Genomic DNA, 22,637 nt, shown 5'->3' with positions numbered 1-22,637 from the left:
GCTATATTAGAGTCTAAGATAACTTTTATGTCAAACATCAATCTGATTATTGAAGAACGGCCCGCAAGTATAGGTAGTTTTATGGTAGGTCGTTTGTTACCTTTCCGTGAGAAACGTATGGTAGGCCCTTTCGCCTTTATAGATCATATGGGACCGGTATGTATGAGTGATACTGAAAATATGGATGTACCCCCACATCCACATATTGGCTTATCTACACTTACCTATCTGTTTGAAGGGAGCATCATGCACCGGGATAGTCTGGGTACAGAAATAGAGATAAAACCAGGCCAGGTAAATTGGATGACAGCCGGAAAGGGAATCGTACATTCTGAACGAACTCCTGGATATCTTCGTAATTCGGATAAACTGATGCATGGCCTGCAGATATGGGTGGCTTTACCTAAACATCTGGAAGAGATGGAACCAGAGTTCTTTCATGTGGAAGGGAAGGGGTTGCCGGAGTGGACAGAACAAGGGGTGAATTTTAAATTGATTGCAGGAGAGGCTTTTGGCAGGAAATCTGAAGTGCCGGTTTACAGTCCGCTTTATTTTCTTGAGCTTAAGACAACTTCCCGGCAAACAATTAAAATTGGTAAAGATCTGTTTGGTGAAAGTGCTTTGTACATTCTGGAAGGTGCAGTAGAGAGTGAAGGCAATACATTTGGTCCCAAGCAGTTGTTAGTGGCCAAAGACAGTAAACTTTGTGAATTTGATATGCAGGAAAATTCTACCATTTATATTTTTGGAGGAGAACCGTTTGAGGAAGGACGTATAATTTACTGGAATTTTGTTGCATCCACAACGGAAAGAATTGAAGAAGCCAAAACAATGTGGCTTGAACAAACGTTTAAACCCGTACCGGGCGAGACAGACTTTGTTCCCTTACCCACGCAAAGTAAATATACAAACCCGCATAAGCCTTAAGCAGATATGGAGATTGAACAGCATAATACTGAAAAGAATGGCTTTTTTAAAGCTATTGAAGGTTACGACGAAGCAGGAGTGATGACTTATGTCTGGGCAGGCCCGGGAAAGATCATCATTGATCATACAGAGGTTAACGAAGCCTATTCAGGAAAAGGCATTGGCAAACAGCTGGTACTAGAGGCTGTGAAATACGCCCGGGAAAATAAAATAAAAATTATGCCGCTTTGCCCATATGCCAAAAGTGTATTTGATAAAAACCCAGAGCTACAGGATGTAGTGTTTTAACTTATTCTGACTTTAATAGCTGACGTTGCATGACACGGGCAGTTTGGGTACTGCCATCATGACTCCAGCCCGGGGGATAAAGGAAATACTTAATCTTGTCAGTTAGTTTTGGGGCTCTTTTAACATCAGCTAATAAAGCTTTAAATTCATGAAAGATAATATTTACAGCCCCGGTGTCTTCTGGCTGTTTGGTTAGTCCGTAAATAATTTTCTCTTCATCAATTTCTTTTTGGAAGGTGCCAAACATACGGTCCCATAGGATAAGTACCATGCCCATATTCTTGTCTAGATATCGTAAGTTGCTTGCGTGATGAACACGGTGGTGGGACGGGGTTACAAAGATGTATTCAAATATTGGATGAAGTTTGCCAATCGTTTGCGTATGTACGAGGTTGCCGTAAATTTGAGTAATGAGATAAGCAAACAGAATATCAAAGGCGCTAAAGCCCATTAAGGCAAGTGGAAGATAAAAGAACACTCTGTAAAGAGGCTCGAAAACGGTAGATCGGAAGCCAGTGCTAAGGTTAAAATATGCTGAGGAATGGTGTGTAACATGCATGGCCCAAAAGAACCGTACATAGTGTCCGGTGTAGTGCAACACCCAATATAAAAAGTCCTGCATCAGAATCAATACAAGCCAGTAGAGGTAAATGTTGGTGATTTGAAATAGTCTGTGGTACCTGTAAACGTATTCGAGCAACATAAAAGTACCAGCTTTGGTTGTTACATTAACCATAAAGGCTGCCGTCATAAGATACATGTTGGTTAAAGTGTCACGCCCCTGATAGTGTTTACTATCGTGGGCGTAACTGAAATACATCTCAACCAGACTGAGTAAAATGACAAAGCCGAATAAAGTAACGACGGTTATACTTTTATCAAATTCAATCATCTTATTTTTTATTAAGGTATAGTTACTGTTTTTCGTTGTACGGTATGTGCACTAAAGAAGCCAAGAACGTCTCCGCTGATGTTACTCACCGGGTTGCTTGGAGCAGCACCAGTATCAGATCCATTGGCATTAAATAAGCTGAACAGGTAGGTGTATACACCCGCATCTACACAATGCATTTCCGCGGTGAGTTTATCACCTCTTTTAAAGTTCAAAGCCTTGTTGTCCGTCTCGTTTGAAAATTCCAGGAAGTCGTTAACTTCTTGTCCCGTAAAGAAATCATCATTAATTACGCGGTATTTTTTCTGTAGTTTATCGTTAACATACTGTTGGAACCAATAGAAGTTTCTGGTTTCTCCCGGGTCTTTAAACTTGATCATTGGTTTTACTTCTTTTGTGTCAAAATCAGTAGGCTTAAGTGTGAAATCTAAAAAAGGGACGAGTTGAGGCATGGTGCTGCTCGCTTTAAACACAAGGTCTTTAATGTTCACTGTTAAGTTGTACGTTTCACCGGGTATGCCGATTACTGCTGCTGATTCATAGATGCCTTTCTCTGTTTCTGTTAACACAATAGTATTCCCTTTGTTTTCAATTTTTACAATAGCACCACTAATCCCGTTAAATTGATTGTCATCTCCGAAATCTTTGGTTTCACTAATGTATATCTTACAAGAACCCGCTTCATTGGTTATGGTGCCCTCTATTACGTATTTAAGTACGTTGTTTTTGAGCTTAAGGTCTATAGCCTTTTCGCATGACCATTGAATTGATATGATGAGTAAAAGTATAAAACGAAGTATTATTTTCATAGGACTAGAATTTAAAATTATATGAAATTGACGGAACAAATCTGAACAAGGTTGTTCTTATGGTTTCCGTTCTGTTAGGGTCTGTTTCTTTATCTCTAAAGGTTATGCGATATGCATTCTCTCTTCCATAGGCATTGTATAAACTGAAATTAAGTTCTGAAGAGAATTTTTTTGTCTGTTTCAGTAGTTTTGTAGCTCCCAGATCAAGGCGATGATAGCTAGGCATCCTGTCAGCATTACGATCTGAAAAATTAAAGTAGCTATGTCCCAGTAGCTTGTACTTTCCAATAGGAAAGGTGACCGCATTTCCGGTAGCAAAAACCCAGTTTGCAGATAAGGACCATTTTTTGTTAAGTTGATACATGCTCACCACAGACACATCATGAGTTCTGTCTTGCCTCGCATTATACCAGTTATTGTCATTGATACCATCAATCTGTCTTTCTGATTTGGAGATGGTGTAAGCAATCCAGCCAGTTAGCTTGCCATTCTTCTTTTTCAATAAGAATTCAGCTCCATATGCTCTTCCTTTTCCGTATAGCAATTGAGTTTCTATAGGCTTATTGGTATAAATATCTGCTCCATTTCTATAATCGATTTGATTTTGAAGCGTTTTGTAATAAGTCTCAACTGTTAGTTCATAATTGTCATTCCCCAGGTTTTTGTAGTAACCCAACGACACCTGATCACTTAATTCAGGTTTGATGATATTGGTGCTCGCGACCCATCTGTCTGTGGGCGAGGAAGCGTTAGAGTTGGATATCAGGTGCAGGTTTTGCGCATTTCTAACGTATGAAGCCTTGATTGCCGTCGATTCATTTAATTGTAATGCAGCTGCTATCCTTGGTTCTAAATTCACATAAGTTTTTACAAGCTCTCCTTTTTTGTAACTGGTAGTTGCTGTTACATTACCCGCGTCATCTAAAGTATAGTAATCGCCTTTTCCAAGGATGTTGAATGCTGAAAGTCTCAACCCATAAGTAAAGCTAAGTGCGTTACTGGCTTTCCAGGTATTGCTGGCATAAATGGCATTTTCTAATGAATATCGATTCTGAAGATTTTGAGAAATTAATCCTGAGTTGCCAGTGGCCTGTACTTCACCAGGTTTTATGGTATGGTAAATAGAATTTAACCCGAAGCTCAGGGTATTCTTTTCATTCGCATACCATTGTAAATCCTCCTTAAAATTCCAATCTCTGATCTGCGAGAATAAGGTCAACGAGCTCTCATCATTTGTGGATTGAATTTTATAGTTATAGTTGCTGAAAATAAGTGAAGTGTTGGAGAATAATTTATTGTTGAACACGTGATTCCATCTTAATGTCGTAGCGGCATTGCCCCAATTGATTCCTATCAGATTGTCGGAACCTAAAACATCCTTACCAAAGTAACCAGATACGAATAACCGGTCTTTATCACCCAGGATGTAATTGGCTTTTAAATTGACATCATAGAAATAAAGTTTGGCGTCTCTGGATGCAGAGTCACTGGATAGCTTTAGAAACATATCTGCATAGGTTCTTCTGGCCGAAATCAGAAAGGATGATTTCTCTTTTTGAATTGGTCCTTCTACGTTGATTCTGGCAGCGATTAAACCTACGCCACCACTAACTCCATATTTTTGATTATTGCCATCGTTCATCTTTACATCAAGAACAGAAGATAGTCCGCCCCCATATTGTGCAGGCATACCACTTTTATAAAGGGTTACATTTTTGATGGCATCTGAGTTAAAGGTAGAGAAAAAGCCAAGTAGATGCGATGCATTGTAAACAGGCGCTTCATCCAGGAGAATGATGTTTTGATCAGCACTACCTCCACGCACAAAGAATCCTCCGCTTCCTTCTCCGGAAGTTTTTACTCCTGGTAAAAGCTGTAAGGTTTTTATTACATCACGTTCACCAAGCAATACAGGTACATTTTTAGTCTCCTTGATGCTCAGACGTTCCATTCCCATCTGAGGGTTGTCTATATTCCTTTTTGCTGCATTTGTAGTAATCGTTACAGTTTCCAATTCGTTTAAATCATCTTCTATAGCCACATTTAAGCTGGTGTTTTTTTGCAGGTTAATAGTTGTGATATAACTTTTAGAACCTATCGCATTTACAGTAATAGTGTACTTTCCTTGAGGAAGCGTGAGCGAGTAAAAACCATATTCGTTACTTTGTGTAGCATACTTAGTGTCCAGAGCACGAATAGTTGCAGCTATTAATGTTTCGCCAGTGCTGGCCGATTTAATAGTACCACTTAAAGTATGTTTTTCTTGGCTTTTTTCCGGATTGGCCGCCGGACCGGCTTCCTGCTTTTTTTCTTTTGGGGAATTAAAGCGTATAAATATTTCTTTTCCTAAGGCACTGAACTGAAGTGGATGTCCAGCAAATGCTGTACTCAAAATAGTAGAAATAGGCTTGTCATTCGCATTAACACTAATTTTTATTTTACTCACAGCTATTTGTTCGTTGTATGTGAATTTAATACCACTGGTGTTGCTGATTTTATCTAAGGCAGTTTTTAGTACTTCATTATTCAGGCTTATGGTAATTTTTTTGTCGAGTTGCTCCTGTGCATGTGTTTGGGTTTGCACGATAATAAGTAACAGTAGTATGATGGCAATAAAGGTCAGGAATCTGACCGATCCATTAAGTTTCATATAATTGTTTTGTGTGTTAAGGCTACCAGGCCTGTATTAAATAATTCCTGTCTTAAAGCAGGAAATTTGTACAGGATTCATAACTTTATAATTGGATATTGATTGAATTGCCCTATAGTTCTCAAGGCTTGGGCATTTAATTAATTGGATATTTGCCTGGTTGTGTTCTTACATTGCCAGGCATTTATTTTATGATAACATACTTTCCTCCATCTTTCTCCCATTTAGTTTCCATTACAGTACATAGTTTATTTAAAGTGTCATTTAGTAAATTAGTCATGTCCAAGCTTCCATAAAAGGTTTTTGTATTCAAATCAGTATCAAGATCGATTTGAATATTGTATTGGTTTTCCAGATCTTTAATTACTTCCTGAAGCGCAGTTCCCTTGTAATCATATAAACCTAACCGTTTATTAAGGAAAGCTGCGGCATCCGGATAGTTTACCTTGGAGATACTCAAAGCTTTCTTGTCAATGATCAGACGCTGATTCGCAGTAATTGTATCACGTTTGGTGTCGTTTTTGCCATTTAAGGCAACGGCTACTTTACCAGTAACCAAGGTTACATTTATAGTGTGTTGGTTGGTGTATGCGGTAACATTAAAACTAGTGCCGAGAACAGTCGTATTTAAATCGCCACTCTTAATGATAAATGGATGTTTCGCATCATGTGCTACTTCAAAAAAAGCTTCCCCATCAAGAGTTACCTGGCGTTCATTGCCGTCAAATTTTGCAGGATAGCTGAGTTTACTATTTGGACTAAGCCAAACTTGTGTGCCGTCAGCAAGTTCCAGTTGTTTCCTTTCTGTAGATGTATGTGAAAGTTCATATTTAGTAACAGGATTGAACAGATTGGAGATATTTGCATGATAAAAATACAGGCCTGTAAGTGCGATTAGTAAAGCTGCTACTCCAATCCATTTTTTTAAACCATAGTATTTAATATGGCCTGCATCTAGTTTTACTTGTTTTGGCTCCGGCTGCAGAAATGGTGGTATTAATCCCTCTTCTGGAGTCGCGTCTGTCTGATCCCAGGTTTCGGACAATAAGGCCATAATCTCTTCTTTATTCTGATGCTTGTTTAGCAGATTAAAGAATTGTTTAAGTTCATCTGCATTGCAGCGATTATGCAGGTACTGGTTATACAGGTATTTAAATAGTTCTTTTTCTTGCACTGTTTTGTAATTTGCATCACGCGCAACGTTGCCCGTTTATTACAATACAACTGAAAAAGGAGAGGGGACTAGTGAGGACGAAAATAATTTGAAGACGCAATGATGAAGCATACTATGCTACCATGCTTATTTACGTAACTACGGATGAATTTTGTGGCTTCTACCATGTGGTTCTTTACCGTATTTTTTGAAATATTCAATTTCTCGGCAATTTGATCATGCGTCATTTCTTCATTTCTGCTAAGCTGATAGATGATTTTCTTTTGAGGAGGTAAGAGAGAGATAGCTTCGTCGTAGGTTTTCAACAGTTCTTTTTCTAATAAATTGTCTTCTGTTGTATTGCGGATCTCCTCGATATAGCCTAAAACCTCTTCCTGCAGACTTTTTTCTCTTGCCACTTTTTTTAAGTGGTTCAGTACATGGTTCAGTGTTATTTTTTTGATATATGCATTAAAGTTTAAATCGGTGTTGATCTGTTCTCTTTTTTGCCATAGCCTGATGAATACTTCCTGAACGATCTCTTCTGCAGTCTCTGCCGATTTGCAAAGATTGTAAGCGTAAGCGTACATTTTACTTCTGTACTGATTATAAATTTGTGCAAATGCCAGTTGATCGCCGATCCTGAGTTTGGTCAGCAGTTCATTGTCCTCAGTAATATCTGATCGGTCGGTATGCATGGAAGTCTATTGCACCCAATGTTAGATATTTTTTTTTACACAAAAAAATAAGGCACAATATGTTTCCGATTATCTACCGGTAAGATCTATACTAAAGGTGTCAAACAAAGTGGGATTTTTGTTTTCGGGATTTTTGTTAGAAACGGTGTAGTATTCTCCTTTTATAATAAAACTAAAGGGATTTTTTTCGATGGCGATTTTTAGAAAACCATGCCTGTTGTCGCAATAGTTTTCCAGATTTACCTGATCAAGTAGGGGGCTTTCTGTATAATATTCTGGATCTGTAGGGTCTGCCAATGTATGTAGCTCTTCAAAACCACCAGCTCCTGCAACTATAAAAGGGACAGTTTTTCCATCTGGGTATTGTTTATTAAATCTTTGGTAATTGTGTACATGTCCACTAAAAACAATATCAGGTTTTACGCCAGCTTCTTCAAAAGCAGATTCCAGAAACTCAATCATGTTAAGGCTCGATCCATGATTAAAGTCTGCCGAGTACGGCGCATGGTGTAAACAAACAATCAGCGCTTTTTCTGAACTTAGTTTAGCCGCATGCTGAAGTTCTTTTATAAACCAGCTTCTTTGCTCTTTTTTTATACAACCATACTTAGGTACATTGGTGTAAAGGCCTATTATAGTTGCTAATGGGGCTTCCATAGTCCAGTAAACATGAGGTTGAATTTGACTTTTACGTTGTTTGTTGTTGCCAAAATGTATTGTTTTTGGACATATATTGCAAAAGGTGGTATAAAAAGCATCTAAGCTTTCATAAGCTTCTTCACTCTGTGGGTTTACGTCACTGTCATGGTTTCCGGCAATCGCATAGATAGGACCTGGATATTGTTCAAAAGGAGTTAAAAATTGTTTGTCGTATTGTTCTGCTTCTCCATAATGATATACGATATCACCAAGGTGGTATAAAAAAGATGGCTGTTCATCAGGTGTTGAATTTAGATGTTGAGTTGTCATTTGATTTACAACAGTCTGTTGTAAATCAGGCTTATGCACTCCACCTGTGTCTCCTACCATATGGAAAACAAGTTTTTCATTATTTCGAATATGGTCAACGTTTAGCCGATATGGATAACTGCCAGACGGTTGTGGTATGGACTGGAATTTATGAGCATCATCGATTTTTTCTGTTTTTAAAACAGCGCTGTATAAAACTTTTGTACTGATCATAACCATTTGCTTCTGATTACTATAAAGTTAAAGCTTGGTTATTAAGGTATTGTTAAGAAATTGATAATTGCTAACTATTTCGGTTTTAGAGTCAACTGTAATTTTTTTGTAATTTAAAGATAATAAGTTATATACAGGATTGACATAGTGACATTTAACTGATTTAATTATTTAATTTTGAAATCAAATTTTGATATTTTTTATGAAACGCATCATCTTTATGGCAGCTCTGGTATTAAACTTGGCTGCTTGTGATAACACTAAAGTGCGGTTGAGGGCTCCTGAGACAGCAAGCAATGCTGCAGCTACTGATGTAACTTTAAAGTCGGACTCTGCTACAAATAATTCTTTAAAAAAGGATTCTACCATTACGCACTGACATAGGGTTGTCAGTACAGCTTTTAATTTTGTCTTATTATTCAGAAAACCTGATGAAGGGGCAAATTATATATTCATAAAGATGGAAAATCAAACATTTAGATCTTTCCCTGTTATAGGGATTAAAGTTAGAACCAGCAATGCTGAAGGAAAAGCTTCGGTAGACATTCCTGCGCTTTGGGAAAGGTTTTGGGCAACAGATGTTGCTGCAAAATTACCAGAACGCGTAAGTAATGATATTTATAGCATTTATACTGAATACGAAGGAGATTACACTCAGCCATATACTACATTAATAGGTTATAAAGTTGATAATCTTGATTATATACCTGAAGGTTTTACAGGAATAATGATACAAGAGGGACCATATTTGAAATGTACTGCAAAGGGCAAACTGTCGGATGGGGTTGTTTTTGATGCATGGACAGAAATCTGGAATTCTAAAATATCTCGTGCATACACTGCTGATTTTGAGGTTTATGGTGAGCGTGCAGGCGACCAAAATGCTGCGGAAGTCGACATTTTTTTAGCTGTAAGACCATAACTTTTTACTAAGTTTGAAAATACTAACTTTTAAACTTATGGTAAAATTGAGTAAATCAACTAGTTTGTTAATGTTTGCCGGAACAGCATTATTTCTGACAGCATGTAGCAATTCTGAAGTCAAACAGGATCTTCAGTCGGGGATTATCCTTAAAAACATGGATACTACTGTTGTCCCAGGCAATAACTTCACAGAGTTTGTTAATGGTACCTGGATGAAAAATACTAAGGTCCCTTCAGATAAAGCGCGTTACGGTGTCATGGATATGATCAATGATCAGGCTCAGGAAGATGTAAAAGCGTTGATAGAAAATGCGGCTAAAGCTGAAGCTAAGGATGGTTCTGATGAACAAAAGATTGGAGATTACTACGCTTCGTATATGGATATGAAAACCAGAGATGCTGTAGGCTTAACTCCTTTAGATGCTGAGTTTAAAAAGATCGACGCATTATCTTCAAATCAGGATTTAGCAAGTTATTTTGCTTATGCCAATAAAATTGGCAGTAAAATTCCTTTTAATTTGGGAGTAATTGAAGATTTTAAAGATCCAAAAAAATATATGCTGTACACCTGGCAAGGTGGTTTAGGTTTGCCAGATAGAGATTTTTATTCGTTAACGGATGCGAAATCAAAAGAGATTCGCGAAAAGTATGTTAAACATATTGAAAATATGCTGAACCTGGCAAAAATTTCTGATGCAAAGGTTAAAGCAGCACAGATTATGGCGCTAGAAACTTTGCTGGCCTCTAAACAAATGAAAAAAGAGGAAACAAGAAATATAGCAGGTTTGTACAACAAATATGCAGTTAAAGATCTAAGTAAATTGTTATCTGGTTTTGATTGGAATACTTTGCTGCATGATGCAGGAATAAAAAACCAGGATAGTGTGGTGGTTACTCAGGTAGCTTATACAAAAGATCTGAGTTCAATATTGAAAAATACCCCAATTGATACCTGGAAGAATTATTTGAAATGGAGTGTGATCACTGATGCTGCATCTTCTTTAAATTCTGAATTGGATAAAGAGAATTTTGAGTTCTATGGTAAAGTTTTAAACGGTATAAAAGAACAAAAACCACAGTGGCGCAGAGCTGTTGATGTAGTGAATGGTAATTTAGGCGAGATAGTAGGTAAATTGTATGTAGACAAACATTTTTCACCTGAAGCAAAAGAGCGTATGTTAAAGCTTGTAGGGAATTTACTAAAAGCTTATGAAACTAGTATTAAAGAGTTGGATTGGATGAGTCCGGAGACTAAAAAAGAGGCTCTGGTTAAAATCAGTAAGTTTACTCCTAAAATTGGTTACCCTGATAAATGGAGAGATTATAGTGCATTAAAAGTAGCAAAAAATGACCTTTATGGTAATAATGTGCGGTCTGCAGAATTTGAATACAATAGAACCATTAATAAATTAGGTAAGCCTGTAGACAGATCGGAATGGGGCATGACACCTCAAACGGTTAATGCTTACTATAATCCTACCATGAATGAAATTGTATTCCCTGCGGCTATTTTACAGCCCCCATTTTTTGACATGAAAGCCGATGATGCGGTAAATTATGGTGGTATTGGTGCGGTAATTGGTCATGAGGTAGGGCATGGTTTTGATGATCAGGGTAGTACTTTTGATGGTGATGGTGTAATGCGTAACTGGTGGACTAAAAAAGACAATGAAGAGTTCAAAAAAAGGACGGGTGCACTTATTGCTCAATACAGTGGCTTTAAGGTATTCCCAGACCTGAATGTGAACGGCGACTTTACTTTAGGTGAGAATATTGGTGATCTTGGGGGCTTAACGATCGCATTGAAGGCTTATAATGCAAGTTTGAATGGTAAGCCTGCTCCGGTTATGGATGGCTTTACAGGAGAGCAAAGAGTGTTTATTGGTTGGGGACAGGCTTGGCTAAGTAAATCTACTGACGAAGCTTTAAGAAACCAGGTTGCAACTGATCCTCATTCTCCTGCTCAATTTAGAGTAAATGGTGTTGTAAGGAATATTCCTGAGTTTTATACTGCATTTAATGTAAAAGCAACGGACTCCTTATATCTTGCTCCTGAGAAAAGAGTTAAGATTTGGTAAGGTTGTTTAACGCATAAAAAATGCCCCGGAATTTGAATTTTGGGGCATTTTTTATAGACAGTATTTTCAAACGGATGTTCGTGTAAAGTTGCTCGATTTATATTTAGCTGTTAATATAAGTTTCCAATTGAGTTATAGTTTGCTGCTGATCTTCTATGATAAATTTAACCATATCACCGATAGAGACCATGGCTAACAACTGATTGTTTTCCATTACAGGCAAATGTCTGATGTGTTTATTAGTCATAATTCCCATGCAATAATCAATGCTGTCTGAGGGTAATACTGTGATCGGATTGGAAGTCATGACCTCATGAATAGCCGTATCAGCAGATGATTTCCCATGTAACACAATCTTTCGTGCATAATCTCTTTCCGTAAAAATCCCTTTTAATTCAAGTCCGTCAAGGATTAGAAGAGCGCTAATGTTTTTCTCCATCATAACTTTCAATGCGTCTAATACAGAAGTTTGCTGTGTTACCGAATGAAGTTGAACAGATTTGGTGCTGAGTAATTGTTTTACAGTCTTCATAAGAGATTCGTTTTTAGCTTATTAAAGCTAATGAAAAAAACGCAAACTTACAATAAGTAAAAAAAATTAATCGAGTTGTTAAATTATAGCCAGAATCTCTTCTACGTAAGTACGGTCATTCGCCAATCGAGGGACTTTATGTTGTCCTCCCAGTTTACCTTTTGATTTTAACCAGTTGTAAAATGTGTTTGAAGGTGCAATGTGGACCTTTGGTCTTCGTAATGCAAGGTCTTTAAAACGTTTCGCATCATAATCTGAATTGACCTCTCTTAGTGTCGTGTCAAGAACGTCTACGAATTTCTCAAAATCATTTGGCTTCTGGTCAAATTCAATGATCCATTCATGGCCTCCTACTTCTTCACCCTTGAAATATATAGGACAGGCGGTATAGTCTTTAAAAACGGCATTGGTTTCTAAACATGCTTTGCAAATAGCCTGCTCTGCATTATCTATAATGACTTCTTCACCAAAAGCATTGATGAAATGCTTAGTGCGTCCGGTGATTCTTATACGATAAGGAGAAAGGTTAGTAAATTGTACTGTATCTCCAATCATATATCGCCATAAACCCCCATTGGTAGAAATTATAATGGCATAGTTCTTATTTAGTTCTACTTCATCAAGAGATAGGGTGCGGGCATGTTCATCCGCAACATTTTCCAGAGGCAGAAATTCATAGTAAATACCATAATCCAGCATCAATAGCATTTCGTCTGAGTTTACCTCGTCTTGTATACCAAAAAAGCCTTCTGATGCATTGTATGTTTCGAGATAATACATGTCTTTACATGGAATTAATTCTTTAAACTGCTCTCTGTACGGTTTAAAATTAACTGCACCATGGATATAAAGTTCCAGGTTTGGCCAGACTTCCAGCAAATGTTTTTTGCCAGTCATTTCCAATACTTTTTTTGCCAGTACGATAGTCCAGGTCGGAACTCCTGCAATATTGGTCACATTTTCTTTGATGGTTGCTTCAGCCATCTTTTCCATTTTATCTTCATAATTGTCCATCAGGGCAATAGAGATATTGGGCGTCCGGTAGTACTCAGCCCACATTGGAAGATTTTTAATCAGCACAGCCGATAAATCACCATAAAATGAATCTTCATTCAGCTGATTGATCTGGTGACTCCCTCCTAATACCAGGCCTTTTCCGGTTAGGATTTGGTTGTCTGGCCGATTGTTACAAAAGATAGAAAGCATATCCTTTCCACCTTTAAAGTGGCATTCCTGTAATGATTCTGCAGAGACCGGAATGAATTTGCTCCTGTCGCTCGTAGTACCTGATGATTTAGCAAACCATTTGATTTCTGATGGCCAAAGGATATTTTGTTCGCCTTTAAGCATGCGCTCAATATAAGGCTTTAGTGTATCGTAGTTTTGTATTGGTACTCTTTCTTTAAATTGCTGTGGACTGAGGATAGATTGATAATCATATTTTAATCCCCATTCTGTATCCTCAGCACTGGATATAAGTTTATGAAACCACTCTTCTTGTACATCATGAGGATATTTCATAAAAAGCTCGATCTGATGAACTCGCTTTTTCATATACCAGGTGAAAATTGAATTTACAATTGCCATGCGTTATATTTTGAATAAGGATTATAAGTTTTTCTTGCGAAGTACGAAGTTTGAGCCGAGATATAATCTTCTAACCATTTCGTTTGCAGCAAGTACTTCAGGTGTGCCTGATTCGAGTATCTTTCCTTCAAAAAGAAGATAAGCTCTGTCTGTAATAGATAGGGTTTCCTGAACATTATGATCGGTAATCAATATACCTATATTTTTTTGTTTCAGCTTAGCCACAATCGTTTGGATTTCTTCGACTGCAATTGGGTCAACTCCTGCAAATGGCTCGTCAAGTAAAATGAAATTAGGACTTGCTGCAAGTGCTCTTGCAATCTCGGTTCTCCTTCTCTCTCCACCAGAAAGCAAATCTCCACGATTTTTACGTACTTTATGTAAACTGAATTCGGTGATTAGCTCTTCCAATTGTTCATGGCGTTCTTCCTTACTCATTTTGGTCATTTCCAATATGGCCATGATATTGTCTTCAACTGAAAGTTTCCTGAAAACGGATGCTTCTTGTGCCAGATATCCGATTCCTTTTTGTGCCCTTCTATACATAGGATCCTTGGTAATATCTTGTTCATCTAAAAAGATAGTGCCTTCATTGGGTTTTATTAATCCCACAATCATGTAGAAGGAAGTTGTTTTTCCGGCTCCGTTTGGTCCCAGCAGACCCACAATTTCTCCCTGACTGACATTAAACGAAACGTCATTAACAACAGTACGTTGTTTATATTTTTTTATCAGATGTTCAGCTCTTAATATCATTTATAATTATGATTTACGAATTACGATTATTGATTTGCTCAATCTAGTTTAATTCCTTTAATGTTTAACTGCAACCTTTTTTGTTCTTTCCACACATTTTCTTCAATGGTATAACAAATAGAAAAAGGTTTGTTTGGCTGTAACAGTAGAGCATACTCTTCTGCCATTCCAAATCCGATGCAGTCAAAAATAGGGGAATTTTGTTGCTTTACAGATAATTTTAAATGTTTTGTCCCCACAACAAAAGGCTGTCCTACAAAAGTTACATCATTACTAACAAAAACAGGAGCGGGGTTATGTGGGCCGAAAGGTGCCATTTGGGCAATAATCCGTTGAAATTTCCCGTCTATTTGCGAAAGATTAATTTCATTGTCAATCCTGATTTCAGGAGTAAGCAGATCGTCTGTAATTGTAGCTCTTACTTGTTCCTCAAATCGATCTGTGAACTGATTAATGTTTTCGGGTTTCATGGTTAAACCGGCAGCAAACTTATGACCTCCGAATTGTACAAGGAGGTCATTGCAGGCTAGCAAGGCTTCGTAAAGGTCAAAACCTGCAACAGAACGGGCTGAGCCAGTTAATAGACCGTTTGATTTGGTGAAGACTATAGTAGGCCGATAGTACGTTTCTGTAAGTCTGGATGCAACAATACCAATTACACCTTTGTTCCAATCTTCATGGTACACCACTGTCGTTTTTTTATTCATCAGAATATTGCATTCGCCAATTAGAGCAAGTGCTTCAGCTGTAATGCTCTGATCTGAGGTTTTACGGTCTGTATTCTGAATGTTGATGATTAAACTTTGCTCTAATGCCAGATCACGTTCGGTGCATAATAACATTTTGACAGCCTGATTGGCATGATCCATTCTTCCTGCGGCATTAATGCGTGGTGCAAGGTTAAAAACTACATCTGTTAAGGTATAATCTTTACTTTTTCCAGTGACTTCTATAAGCGCTTTCAGTCCCATACAAGGATTAGTATTCAGCTTTATTAGTCCATGATATGCCAATATTCGGTTTTCATCTTCTACCGGAACAATGTCTGCGGCAATGCTTACCATCACAAGATCAATATACCTTTCGTATTTTTCTGCGGGTAAATTATGGGATAGACAATAGGCCTGGGCCAGTTTAAATCCAATGCCACAACCCGCAAGTTCTTTGAAGGGGTAGGGACAATCATCCCGTTTTGGGTCCAGCACTGCCACGGCTGCTGGTAGTTCCTCCCCGGGTAAATGGTGGTCGCAAATGATAAAATCTATAGCCAGATCATTGGCATATGCAATTTTATCGACAGACTTTATACCGCAATCCAATGCAATAATTAAGCTGAAACCATTTGCTTTGGCATAATCAATTCCTGTTGTCGAAATTCCATATCCTTCTTTATGTCGGTCTGGTATGTAATATTCAATTTGTTGGGTAAATTGACTGAAAAAGCTAAATGCTAAAGCTACAGAGGTCGTTCCGTCTACATCATAATCGCCATAGATAAGTATTTTTTCATTGCTTTTTAAAGCTTTATCAATACGTTCAATTGCCTTATGCATGTCCTTCATAAGAAAAGGATCATGTAGTTTGCTCATTTGAGGTCTGAAGTATTCACGAGCTTCGTCAAAAGTAGAAACGCCTCTTTGAACTAATATTTGTGCTAAACTGTAGTCTATATTTAAATTTTGTGCAAGCAAAGTTGTTGTTTCCGGATTTGCCCGACTTGCCTGCACCCATCTTTTCTTCATTGTTATGTGTTTGTCTATTTTTTCATGCAGGTTCCATATCTTTGCATTGATTCGTAAATATATCATTTAATTTCTTCTAACTAATAACTACGACATTGCAAGTTTTCACTTTATACGAAGGTTCTTATTCTGTAGATATAAGCAAAAAGTTTGTCCCATTTAATCCGGAGACGGACGATCCTAAAAGCCGTCCAGCATCTTTGTTTGTGCATATTCAACCATTTCTGCTGAAGTTGAAGAATTCACTTGTCCTGATTGATACAGGATTGGGATATAGTAATGATAAAGGACAGTTGATTTTACATGAAAATATAAGAAAAGCAGGTTTCGAACCAGATGACGTAGATTTAGTACTGATGTCACATTTACATTTTGATCATTCTGGCGGTATGGTTCACCATGTTGGTGAAAAGATGGAACTCAGCTTTCCTCACGCCAATTATGTAATTCAACGTGGAGAGTGGGAGAGTGCTTTTACGAATAGTTCATCTTCCTACAAAACTGAAATATTTGAGTTTTTACAACGCAATGCACAATTAACATTTATTGAAGGTTCTGGACAGTTAACAGATGAAATTAGTTATGAGTTAACCGGCGCACATACACCTTTTCATCAGGTTTATTTATTGGATGACGGGAAAGATAAAGTGTTTTTTGGAGGTGATGTTTTGCCTGAACCAGAGGAGTTGTTACGCAAATTTATTGCTAAGTATGATTTTGATGGAAGAAAAGCAATGGAGCTAAGGGAAGAATTTGGTAAAAGAGCAGCAGCAGAGAACTGGAACTGTTTATTTTATCATGCGAAAACTAAAGCTACAGGTTATGTGAGTTTATCTGACGGTCAGTTTCAAATCACTTAATTTGCCAGTTGAAGTTCATTAAAGAGTTCTATTAATCGTTCTATAGATAAGGGTTTAGAGATAAAGCCTTTAACTTTTGAATAGGTCTTTGCTTTTTCTATATCATTCTCATATACAGATGAAGAAAGCATGTACATGTCTATATTTTTTGAAATATGCAGCTCTTCATAAGCATCAAGAAATTCCCATCCATTTAAAATGGGCATATTAATATCTATTAAAATAAGATCTGGAAAGTCTTTCTGATCTATTGTGTTTTTTAAATGGTCAATAGCAAGTAAGCCATTTGCTTTGGATACCATTTTTACATTATAGCCTGTTTTTTCAACGATTTTATTAATAATAAAGATGTTAATATCATCGTCATCAATAACGAGAAGGTTAATTATATTATCCATCATAATTTGTTTGGTCCCTATCCAAAAATGGGTATGGACATAAAGTTATAAAATATGTCGGAAATTAGGTTTATATGGTTAGCTTTTATTTTTTATTAAAATAAATAAGGCTGCATCATAATAAATGGTGCAGCCTATAGTAAAGTTGAGCTAAATAGCTCCTTATTTTTTAGCTACTAGCTTAATGCTCAGTTCAAAATCATCATAGATCATTTTGTCTCCAACATCAGGGAACATACCCTTAGATCTGTATTTAATGCCATATTTAGTACGGTCAACAATTACCTTTTCTGCAATTGCTGTTACAGAACCATCTGCATTCCACACTACACTAGCTGGAAAAGTAATTGAATTGGTTATGCCTTTTATAGTCAGGTCTCCTGTTACATTTACTTGTTTTCCCGCTGCGGCAACTTTTTTAATAACGAAAGTAGAAGTCGCAAATTTATCAGCACCAAAGAAATCGTCAGCTTTTAGATGGCCTTCCAGTTTCTCACTTTTATCAGCGTCTTTAATTGTAGTCATGTTAATTACAAAGTTTCCCCCAGATAAGTTTTTACCATTAAATAAAAGGCTTCCTGATTGTAAAGCAATTGTACCATTATGGCTTCCAGTTACTTTTTTGCCAATCCAGGTAAGTGTTGATTGTGAAGCATCTACTTTATAGGTGATAGGTTTTACAGGTGCTTTAAAAGCAGAAGTTGCGATAACTACCAGGAGTAGTGCTAAGGATGTAAGTTTTAATTTCATTGTTTTAGATTTTTTTAAATGAAAAACCAGTCATGGCCTTTTGATACATTGTATATGACAGCAAATGTATCAAAAGGTTTGACTGGTTAAATTGATCTATGATATTTTTTTCGTTACCTAATTGTTAAGCGAAATCTTCCTGATAACTTTCAATTGGAGGACAAGCACAAACTAATGATCTGTCTCCATATGAATCATTTACTCTACCTACGGAAGGCCAGAATTTATAGGCAGCTACATAAGGTAGTGGGAAAGCAGCTGTTTGTCTGCTATAGTTATGGTTCCAATCATTACCAGTAACAACTGCTGCTGTATGTGGTGCATTTTTTAATGGATTGTCTAACTTATCTAATTCCCCACTTTCAACTGCTGCAACCTCTTTTCTAATTGCGATTAAGGCATCACAGAAGCGGTCCAGTTCATGCTTAGGCTCACTTTCAGTAGGCTCAATCATTAATGTACCAGCTACAGGGAAAGATACTGTAGGTGCATGGAAGCCATAATCCATTAAACGTTTAGCAATGTCAACCACTTCAATTCCAAAGTTTTTAAAACCTCTGCAGTCCAGGATCATTTCATGTGCACAACGGCCGTTAGCTCCTGAGTATAGTACTGGATAATGCTGTTCCAAACGCGCTTTCATATAATTGGCATTGGTAATCGCATATCTTGTCGCGTTAGTTAATCCTTCAGCACCCATCATTGCGATATAAGCATGAGAGATAATTAATATTGAAGCTGAACCCCATGGCGCAGAAGATACTGCGTGGATAGATTTCTCATTGTTGATGTCAACTACCGCATGTCCTGGTAAATAAGGAACCAGGTGTTTTGCAACTCCGATAGGACCCATGCCCGGACCACCACCTCCGTGAGGAATACAGAATGTTTTATGTAAGTTTAAGTGGCAAACATCTGCACCAATATGACCAGGACTAGTTAATCCAACTTGAGCATTCATGTTTGCTCCATCCATATAAACTTGTCCTCCATTTTCGTGGATGATGTTACAGATGTCGATGATGCTTTCTTCAAATACACCATGTGTAGATGGGTAAGTAACCATTAAACAGGAAAGATTCTCTTTGTTTGCTTCAGCTTTTTCTCTTAAATCATCAACATCAATATTTCCATTTTCAAGAGATTTAACAATAATGATCTTCATTCCAGCCATTGCTGCAGAAGCAGGGTTGGTTCCATGAGCAGATGAAGGAATTAAAGCAATATTACGGTGATGATCACCACGGTCCTGGTGATAAGCTCTGATAACCATTAGACCTGCATATTCGCCTTGAGCACCAGCATTTGGTTGGAAACTCATAGCTGCAAAGCCAGTAATTTCACTTAACCATTTGTTCAACTCATTAAATACATTATAATAACCTAAAACTTGATCTGCAGGTGCAAATGGATGCATTTTTCCAAACTCTGGCCAGGTTACGGGAATCATTTCAGTAGTTGCATTTAGCTTCATTGTACATGAACCCAAGGCAATCATTGAATGACAAAGTGAAAGGTCTTTAGTTTCCAGTGATTTGATATAGCGCAACATCTCATGTTCAGAATGGTGCGAATTGAATACTGGATGTGTTAAGTAATCAGAAGTACGTTGTAAAGCTGTAGGGATTACAGACTTTATATTTTTATCTTCAATCTCTACTGCATCAGCTGCAACAGCTTTTACTTTAGCAAAGATTTTAGTCAGTAATTTAATGTCTTCAAAGGAAGTAGTCTCATCTACTGCAATGGTAACAATGCTGCCGTTGTAATGTAAATTAAGCTCGTTGTCTATACATTCTCTGTGTATTGAGTCAACTAAGCTGCCTAAATCTAATTGTATTGTGTCAAAATAAGATTTGTTTAGTTGTTTGTATCCTATTTTCTCTAGAGATGTAGCAAGAGTAACGGCAAGACCATGTGTGCGTTCTGCTATTAATTTTAATCCTTTTGGACCATGGTAAACTGCATAGAAACCAGCCATAATCGCTAACAATGCCTGTGCAGTACAAATGTTGGAAGTAGCTTTATCACGACGGATATGTTGCTCTCTCGTTTGTAATGCCATACGCAAAGCGTAATTGTTATTGCTGTCTATTGTTACCCCAATAATACGGCCCGGAATAGAACGTTTGTATTCGTCTTTTGTCGCAAAGTAAGCAGCATGTGGGCCACCAAATCCCATTGGAATTCCAAAACGCTGAGTTGTACCTACTACAACATCAGCACCCCATTCTCCAGGAGGAGTTAATAAGGTAAGGCTCATTAAGTCGGCTACAACTGTAACCTTTACGTTTTTAGTGTGTGCATTTTGAGCAAAAGTCCTGTAGTCAAACACTTCACCATTACCTGCAGGGTATTGGATGATTGCACCAAAAAACTCTTCAGTAAGTTCAAACGACTGGTGATCACCAATAACCAATTCAATACCGTAAGGATTGGCACGGGTTTTTAGAATATCAATCGTTTGAGGGAATAACAATTCAGAAACAAAGAATTTCTTTGCCACCTGGTTTTTACGCAAGCTGTATTGCATGAACATAGCTTCAGCAGCAGCAGTACCCTCGTCTAATAAAGATGCATTTGCAATTTCCATACCTGTAAGGTCAATTACTGTAGTCTGGAAATTTAATAAGGCTTGTAAACGGCCTTGTGCAATTTCTGCCTGGTAAGGGGTATATTGGGTATACCATCCTGGGTTTTCCATTACATTACGTAATATCACTCCTGGGGTTATCGTATCATAATAACCTTGACCAATATAAGATTTGAAAACTTTATTTAAAGATGCTGTTTGTTTCAACGCAGCCAGGTAATCAGTCTCAGATTTAGCTTTTGGTAAATTTAATGGCTGTTTTAATCTGATAGATTGAGGAACTGTTTGTTCAATTAGTTCGTCAATAGATTTAACTCCTATGGTGTTTAACATTGCATTGGTGTCCTGTGTGTTAGGTGCAATGTGACGGTCTTTAAAGTTCTCTTGGTAATGAATATTTAAGCTCATGCAGTGTATGAATAAAAAGTTGCGCAAAGGTAATAAAAAATACCCTTAGCTTCAGTCAAAACACTTCATAAATAGGTAAGAATTAATAGGCTATTCCCCGGCTACTGCCCAGCCTTCCTTTTTATTATATTTTAATTTGTAGGTTTTAGTGATGAAATTGCTGCCTGTATTTTTGTCTTTATAAAAAACGGTAAAAGAATTTTGTTGTTTTTTAAGCATGATCGTTACTTTGGCCGTTTTATTTCCTACCTTATCTAAGGTTGCAGGCTTGTCATTGTCCAATACATATTCCATTACTTTTACAATAGCTTTGTTTTGCTCTTGTTTTAACACGTAAGGTTTTGATTTGTCTGTCAGCGTAATCATATAAACATAGGAGCTGTCTTTAGACAGGAATTTTTTCTTTTGTTTTTGTAACTGCATCTCTATATATCCATTGTTACTAAGTTCTTTGAACTTAGCCAGCTCTTTTTTGTCTGAACCACTTTTGAATTTAATCTCTCCAAGATCTATCTTTTCCGATTCATACACAGGATTCGATTTTAGATAAGCAGCAACAATGTCAGAAGCAGCAGATTGTTCCAGGACTGCATTGTTTCCACAACTGCTTATAAAAATCAGTAATAAAAGGAACAAAGGGATATGTGCTTTCATAGTTTACTCTGTTTAGTGTTTTAACTTTTGCAGATACATTTGTATGGTGTTTTCAAGGCCAAAATATAAAGCGTCACTAATTAATGCATGACCAATGCTTACTTCCAGGAGTCCAGGGATGCTTTCTGCAAAATACTTAAGGTTATGTAAATCAAGATCATGGCCGGCATTGATTCCTAGACCCAGTTCATTCGCTTTATGGGCAGCTGCAACATAAGGTAAAATAGCTTTTTCTCTGTTACCGAAGTAATTTTGAGCATATGCTTCAGTATACAATTCAATTCTGTCTGTACCAGTAATTGCTGCGCCTTCAATCATTTCTACTACAGGGTCAACAAAGATCGAAACCCTAATACCTGCAGATTTAAAGATGGATACCATTTCCTTTAAATAATCGGTATGTTTTATGGTATCCCAGCCATGATTGGATGTGATTTGTCCATCTGCATCTGGTACTAATGTAACCTGTGCTGGTTTGTTTGCTAATACTAAGTCAACAAATTTCTGCTCTCTGCAATTGCCCTCAATGTTAAATTCTGTAGCAATCACAGCTTTTAAATCATAAACATCTTGATAACGTATATGTCTCTCATCAGGCCTGGGGTGTACGGTTATGCCTTCAGCACCAAAGCGCTCACAGTCTAAAGCAACTTTTACAAGATCGGGATTATTACCGCCACGGCTATTGCGAAGCGTAGCTATTTTATTGATATTTACGGATAGATGTGCCATGCACAAATATAAAATAAATAACCT

General features: G+C 37.3%; 21 protein-coding genes. 6 read left to right on the top strand and 15 right to left on the bottom strand.

What is annotated here, in order from left to right; genetic code table 11:
• Positions 1 to 27 precede the first annotated feature (27 nt).
• A complete protein-coding gene (locus WC623_RS23735; protein ID WP_372855868.1) occupies positions 28 to 927 on the top strand; it encodes a pirin family protein in 900 nt (299 codons plus the stop codon).
• 6 nt (positions 928 to 933) lie between these two features.
• Positions 934 to 1,215: a GNAT family N-acetyltransferase gene (locus WC623_RS23730; protein ID WP_372855866.1), complete on the top strand. Its 282-nt coding sequence runs from the start codon at positions 934 to 936 to the stop codon at positions 1,213 to 1,215.
• Between the two features lies 1 nt (position 1,216).
• Here the strand turns inward: WC623_RS23730 and WC623_RS23725 are convergent, their stop codons facing one another.
• From WC623_RS23725 to WC623_RS23700, 6 genes are all read right to left on the bottom strand, one after another.
• Positions 1,217 to 2,107: a sterol desaturase family protein gene (locus WC623_RS23725; RefSeq protein WP_372855864.1), complete on the bottom strand. Its 891-nt coding sequence runs from the start codon at positions 2,105 to 2,107 to the stop codon at positions 1,217 to 1,219.
• 11 nt (positions 2,108 to 2,118) lie between these two features.
• Positions 2,119 to 2,916: a DUF4249 family protein gene (locus WC623_RS23720; protein WP_372855862.1), complete on the bottom strand. Its 798-nt coding sequence runs from the start codon at positions 2,914 to 2,916 to the stop codon at positions 2,119 to 2,121.
• A gap of 4 nt (positions 2,917 to 2,920) precedes the next feature.
• Positions 2,921 to 5,566 (bottom strand): carboxypeptidase-like regulatory domain-containing protein, encoded by a 2,646-nt coding sequence (locus tag WC623_RS23715; RefSeq protein ID WP_372855860.1) that lies wholly within the window; start codon positions 5,564 to 5,566, stop codon positions 2,921 to 2,923.
• 184 nt (positions 5,567 to 5,750) lie between these two features.
• Positions 5,751 to 6,740, bottom strand: a complete 990-nt coding sequence (locus WC623_RS23710; RefSeq protein ID WP_372855858.1) for a FecR family protein — start codon at positions 6,738 to 6,740, stop codon at positions 5,751 to 5,753.
• 68 nt (positions 6,741 to 6,808) lie between these two features.
• On the bottom strand, positions 6,809 to 7,417 hold the full coding sequence (locus WC623_RS23705; protein ID WP_372855856.1) for an RNA polymerase sigma factor: 609 nt from the start codon (positions 7,415 to 7,417) through the stop codon (positions 6,809 to 6,811).
• Positions 7,418 to 7,486: 69 nt separating this feature from the next.
• Entirely contained in the window at positions 7,487 to 8,599 is a 1,113-nt protein-coding gene (locus WC623_RS23700; RefSeq protein ID WP_372855854.1) for a metallophosphoesterase, read from the bottom strand.
• A gap of 202 nt (positions 8,600 to 8,801) precedes the next feature.
• On the opposite strand from WC623_RS23700, the gene WC623_RS23695 reads away from it, so the two are divergent.
• From WC623_RS23695 to WC623_RS23685, 3 genes are all read left to right on the top strand, one after another.
• A complete protein-coding gene (locus tag WC623_RS23695; protein ID WP_372855852.1) occupies positions 8,802 to 8,978 on the top strand; it encodes a hypothetical protein in 177 nt (58 codons plus the stop codon).
• 81 nt (positions 8,979 to 9,059) lie between these two features.
• The gene (locus WC623_RS23690) at positions 9,060 to 9,521 is read left to right on the top strand and encodes a GyrI-like domain-containing protein (RefSeq protein WP_372855850.1); all 462 of its coding nucleotides are present in this window, start codon (positions 9,060 to 9,062) and stop codon (positions 9,519 to 9,521) included.
• Positions 9,522 to 9,558: 37 nt separating this feature from the next.
• The gene (locus WC623_RS23685) at positions 9,559 to 11,601 is read left to right on the top strand and encodes a M13 family metallopeptidase (protein ID WP_372855848.1); all 2,043 of its coding nucleotides are present in this window, start codon (positions 9,559 to 9,561) and stop codon (positions 11,599 to 11,601) included.
• A 103-nt stretch (positions 11,602 to 11,704) separates the two neighbouring features.
• On the opposite strand, the gene WC623_RS23680 is transcribed toward WC623_RS23685, so the two are convergent.
• The 4 genes from WC623_RS23680 to recJ all read right to left on the bottom strand — a co-directional run bounded on the left by WC623_RS23680 (position 11,705) and on the right by recJ (position 16,218).
• Complete coding sequence (locus WC623_RS23680; RefSeq protein WP_372855846.1) at positions 11,705 to 12,133, bottom strand: CBS domain-containing protein; 429 nt, start codon at positions 12,131 to 12,133, stop codon at positions 11,705 to 11,707.
• A gap of 78 nt (positions 12,134 to 12,211) precedes the next feature.
• The gene (locus WC623_RS23675; RefSeq protein WP_372855844.1) at positions 12,212 to 13,720 is read right to left on the bottom strand and encodes a GH3 auxin-responsive promoter family protein; all 1,509 of its coding nucleotides are present in this window, start codon (positions 13,718 to 13,720) and stop codon (positions 12,212 to 12,214) included.
• Positions 13,721 to 13,741: 21 nt separating this feature from the next.
• Positions 13,742 to 14,476, bottom strand: coding sequence for an LPS export ABC transporter ATP-binding protein (lptB, locus tag WC623_RS23670; RefSeq protein ID WP_372855842.1), 735 nt, complete (start codon positions 14,474 to 14,476; stop codon positions 13,742 to 13,744).
• A gap of 38 nt (positions 14,477 to 14,514) precedes the next feature.
• Positions 14,515 to 16,218: a single-stranded-DNA-specific exonuclease RecJ gene (recJ, locus tag WC623_RS23665; RefSeq protein WP_372855840.1), complete on the bottom strand. Its 1,704-nt coding sequence runs from the start codon at positions 16,216 to 16,218 to the stop codon at positions 14,515 to 14,517.
• 95 nt (positions 16,219 to 16,313) lie between these two features.
• Here recJ and WC623_RS23660 point away from each other — a divergent pair, with 95 nt between their 5' ends.
• A complete protein-coding gene (locus tag WC623_RS23660; RefSeq protein WP_372855838.1) occupies positions 16,314 to 17,078 on the top strand; it encodes an MBL fold metallo-hydrolase in 765 nt (254 codons plus the stop codon).
• Here WC623_RS23660 and WC623_RS23655 read toward each other — a convergent pair.
• The 5 genes from WC623_RS23655 to WC623_RS23635 all read right to left on the bottom strand — a co-directional run bounded on the left by WC623_RS23655 (position 17,075) and on the right by WC623_RS23635 (position 22,613).
• Positions 17,075 to 17,479, bottom strand: a complete 405-nt coding sequence (locus WC623_RS23655; protein ID WP_372855836.1) for a response regulator — start codon at positions 17,477 to 17,479, stop codon at positions 17,075 to 17,077. The two genes, WC623_RS23660 and WC623_RS23655, sit on opposite strands and share 4 nt — an antisense overlap.
• Positions 17,480 to 17,638: 159 nt before the next feature.
• Positions 17,639 to 18,226, bottom strand: coding sequence for a YceI family protein (locus WC623_RS23650; RefSeq protein WP_372855834.1), 588 nt, complete (start codon positions 18,224 to 18,226; stop codon positions 17,639 to 17,641).
• 124 nt (positions 18,227 to 18,350) lie between these two features.
• Positions 18,351 to 21,227: an aminomethyl-transferring glycine dehydrogenase gene (gcvP, locus tag WC623_RS23645; RefSeq protein ID WP_372855832.1), complete on the bottom strand. Its 2,877-nt coding sequence runs from the start codon at positions 21,225 to 21,227 to the stop codon at positions 18,351 to 18,353.
• A gap of 90 nt (positions 21,228 to 21,317) precedes the next feature.
• Positions 21,318 to 21,881, bottom strand: coding sequence for a hypothetical protein (locus WC623_RS23640; RefSeq protein ID WP_372855830.1), 564 nt, complete (start codon positions 21,879 to 21,881; stop codon positions 21,318 to 21,320).
• Positions 21,882 to 21,893: 12 nt separating this feature from the next.
• Complete coding sequence (locus tag WC623_RS23635) at positions 21,894 to 22,613, bottom strand: pyridoxine 5'-phosphate synthase (RefSeq protein WP_372855828.1); 720 nt, start codon at positions 22,611 to 22,613, stop codon at positions 21,894 to 21,896.
• Positions 22,614 to 22,637: the final 24 nt, after the last annotated feature.

Source organism: Pedobacter sp. (assembly GCF_041645105.1).
In the GTDB taxonomy this organism is placed as follows: domain Bacteria; phylum Bacteroidota; class Bacteroidia; order Sphingobacteriales; family Sphingobacteriaceae; genus Pedobacter.
Note: the sequence above shows the minus strand (reverse complement) of the source record. Positions and strands in the feature narration are given on the sequence as shown.

Bases quoted from the DNA above. Each gene is read 5' to 3' on its own strand.
- WC623_RS23685 (WP_372855848.1), top strand. From the start codon at position 9,559: ATGGTAAAATTGAGTAAATCAACTAGTTTGTTAATGTTTGCCGGAACA.
- gcvP (WP_372855832.1), bottom strand. From the start codon at position 21,227: ATGAGCTTAAATATTCATTACCAAGAGAACTTTAAAGACCGTCACATT.
- WC623_RS23680 (WP_372855846.1), bottom strand. From the start codon at position 12,133: ATGAAGACTGTAAAACAATTACTCAGCACCAAATCTGTTCAACTTCAT.
- WC623_RS23675 (WP_372855844.1), bottom strand. From the start codon at position 13,720: ATGGCAATTGTAAATTCAATTTTCACCTGGTATATGAAAAAGCGAGTT.
- WC623_RS23690 (WP_372855850.1), top strand. From the start codon at position 9,060: ATGGAAAATCAAACATTTAGATCTTTCCCTGTTATAGGGATTAAAGTT.
- WC623_RS23705 (WP_372855856.1), bottom strand. From the start codon at position 7,417: ATGCATACCGACCGATCAGATATTACTGAGGACAATGAACTGCTGACC.
- WC623_RS23735 (WP_372855868.1), top strand. From the start codon at position 28: ATGTCAAACATCAATCTGATTATTGAAGAACGGCCCGCAAGTATAGGT.
- WC623_RS23715 (WP_372855860.1), bottom strand. From the start codon at position 5,566: ATGAAACTTAATGGATCGGTCAGATTCCTGACCTTTATTGCCATCATA.
- WC623_RS23720 (WP_372855862.1), bottom strand. From the start codon at position 2,916: ATGAAAATAATACTTCGTTTTATACTTTTACTCATCATATCAATTCAA.
- WC623_RS23725 (WP_372855864.1), bottom strand. From the start codon at position 2,107: ATGATTGAATTTGATAAAAGTATAACCGTCGTTACTTTATTCGGCTTT.
- WC623_RS23695 (WP_372855852.1), top strand. From the start codon at position 8,802: ATGAAACGCATCATCTTTATGGCAGCTCTGGTATTAAACTTGGCTGCT.
- WC623_RS23650 (WP_372855834.1), bottom strand. From the start codon at position 18,226: ATGAAATTAAAACTTACATCCTTAGCACTACTCCTGGTAGTTATCGCA.
- WC623_RS23640 (WP_372855830.1), bottom strand. From the start codon at position 21,881: ATGAAAGCACATATCCCTTTGTTCCTTTTATTACTGATTTTTATAAGC.
- WC623_RS23635 (WP_372855828.1), bottom strand. From the start codon at position 22,613: ATGGCACATCTATCCGTAAATATCAATAAAATAGCTACGCTTCGCAAT.
- WC623_RS23655 (WP_372855836.1), bottom strand. From the start codon at position 17,479: ATGATGGATAATATAATTAACCTTCTCGTTATTGATGACGATGATATT.
- lptB (WP_372855842.1), bottom strand. From the start codon at position 14,476: ATGATATTAAGAGCTGAACATCTGATAAAAAAATATAAACAACGTACT.
- WC623_RS23730 (WP_372855866.1), top strand. From the start codon at position 934: ATGGAGATTGAACAGCATAATACTGAAAAGAATGGCTTTTTTAAAGCT.
- WC623_RS23700 (WP_372855854.1), bottom strand. From the start codon at position 8,599: ATGATCAGTACAAAAGTTTTATACAGCGCTGTTTTAAAAACAGAAAAA.
- recJ (WP_372855840.1), bottom strand. From the start codon at position 16,218: ATGAAGAAAAGATGGGTGCAGGCAAGTCGGGCAAATCCGGAAACAACA.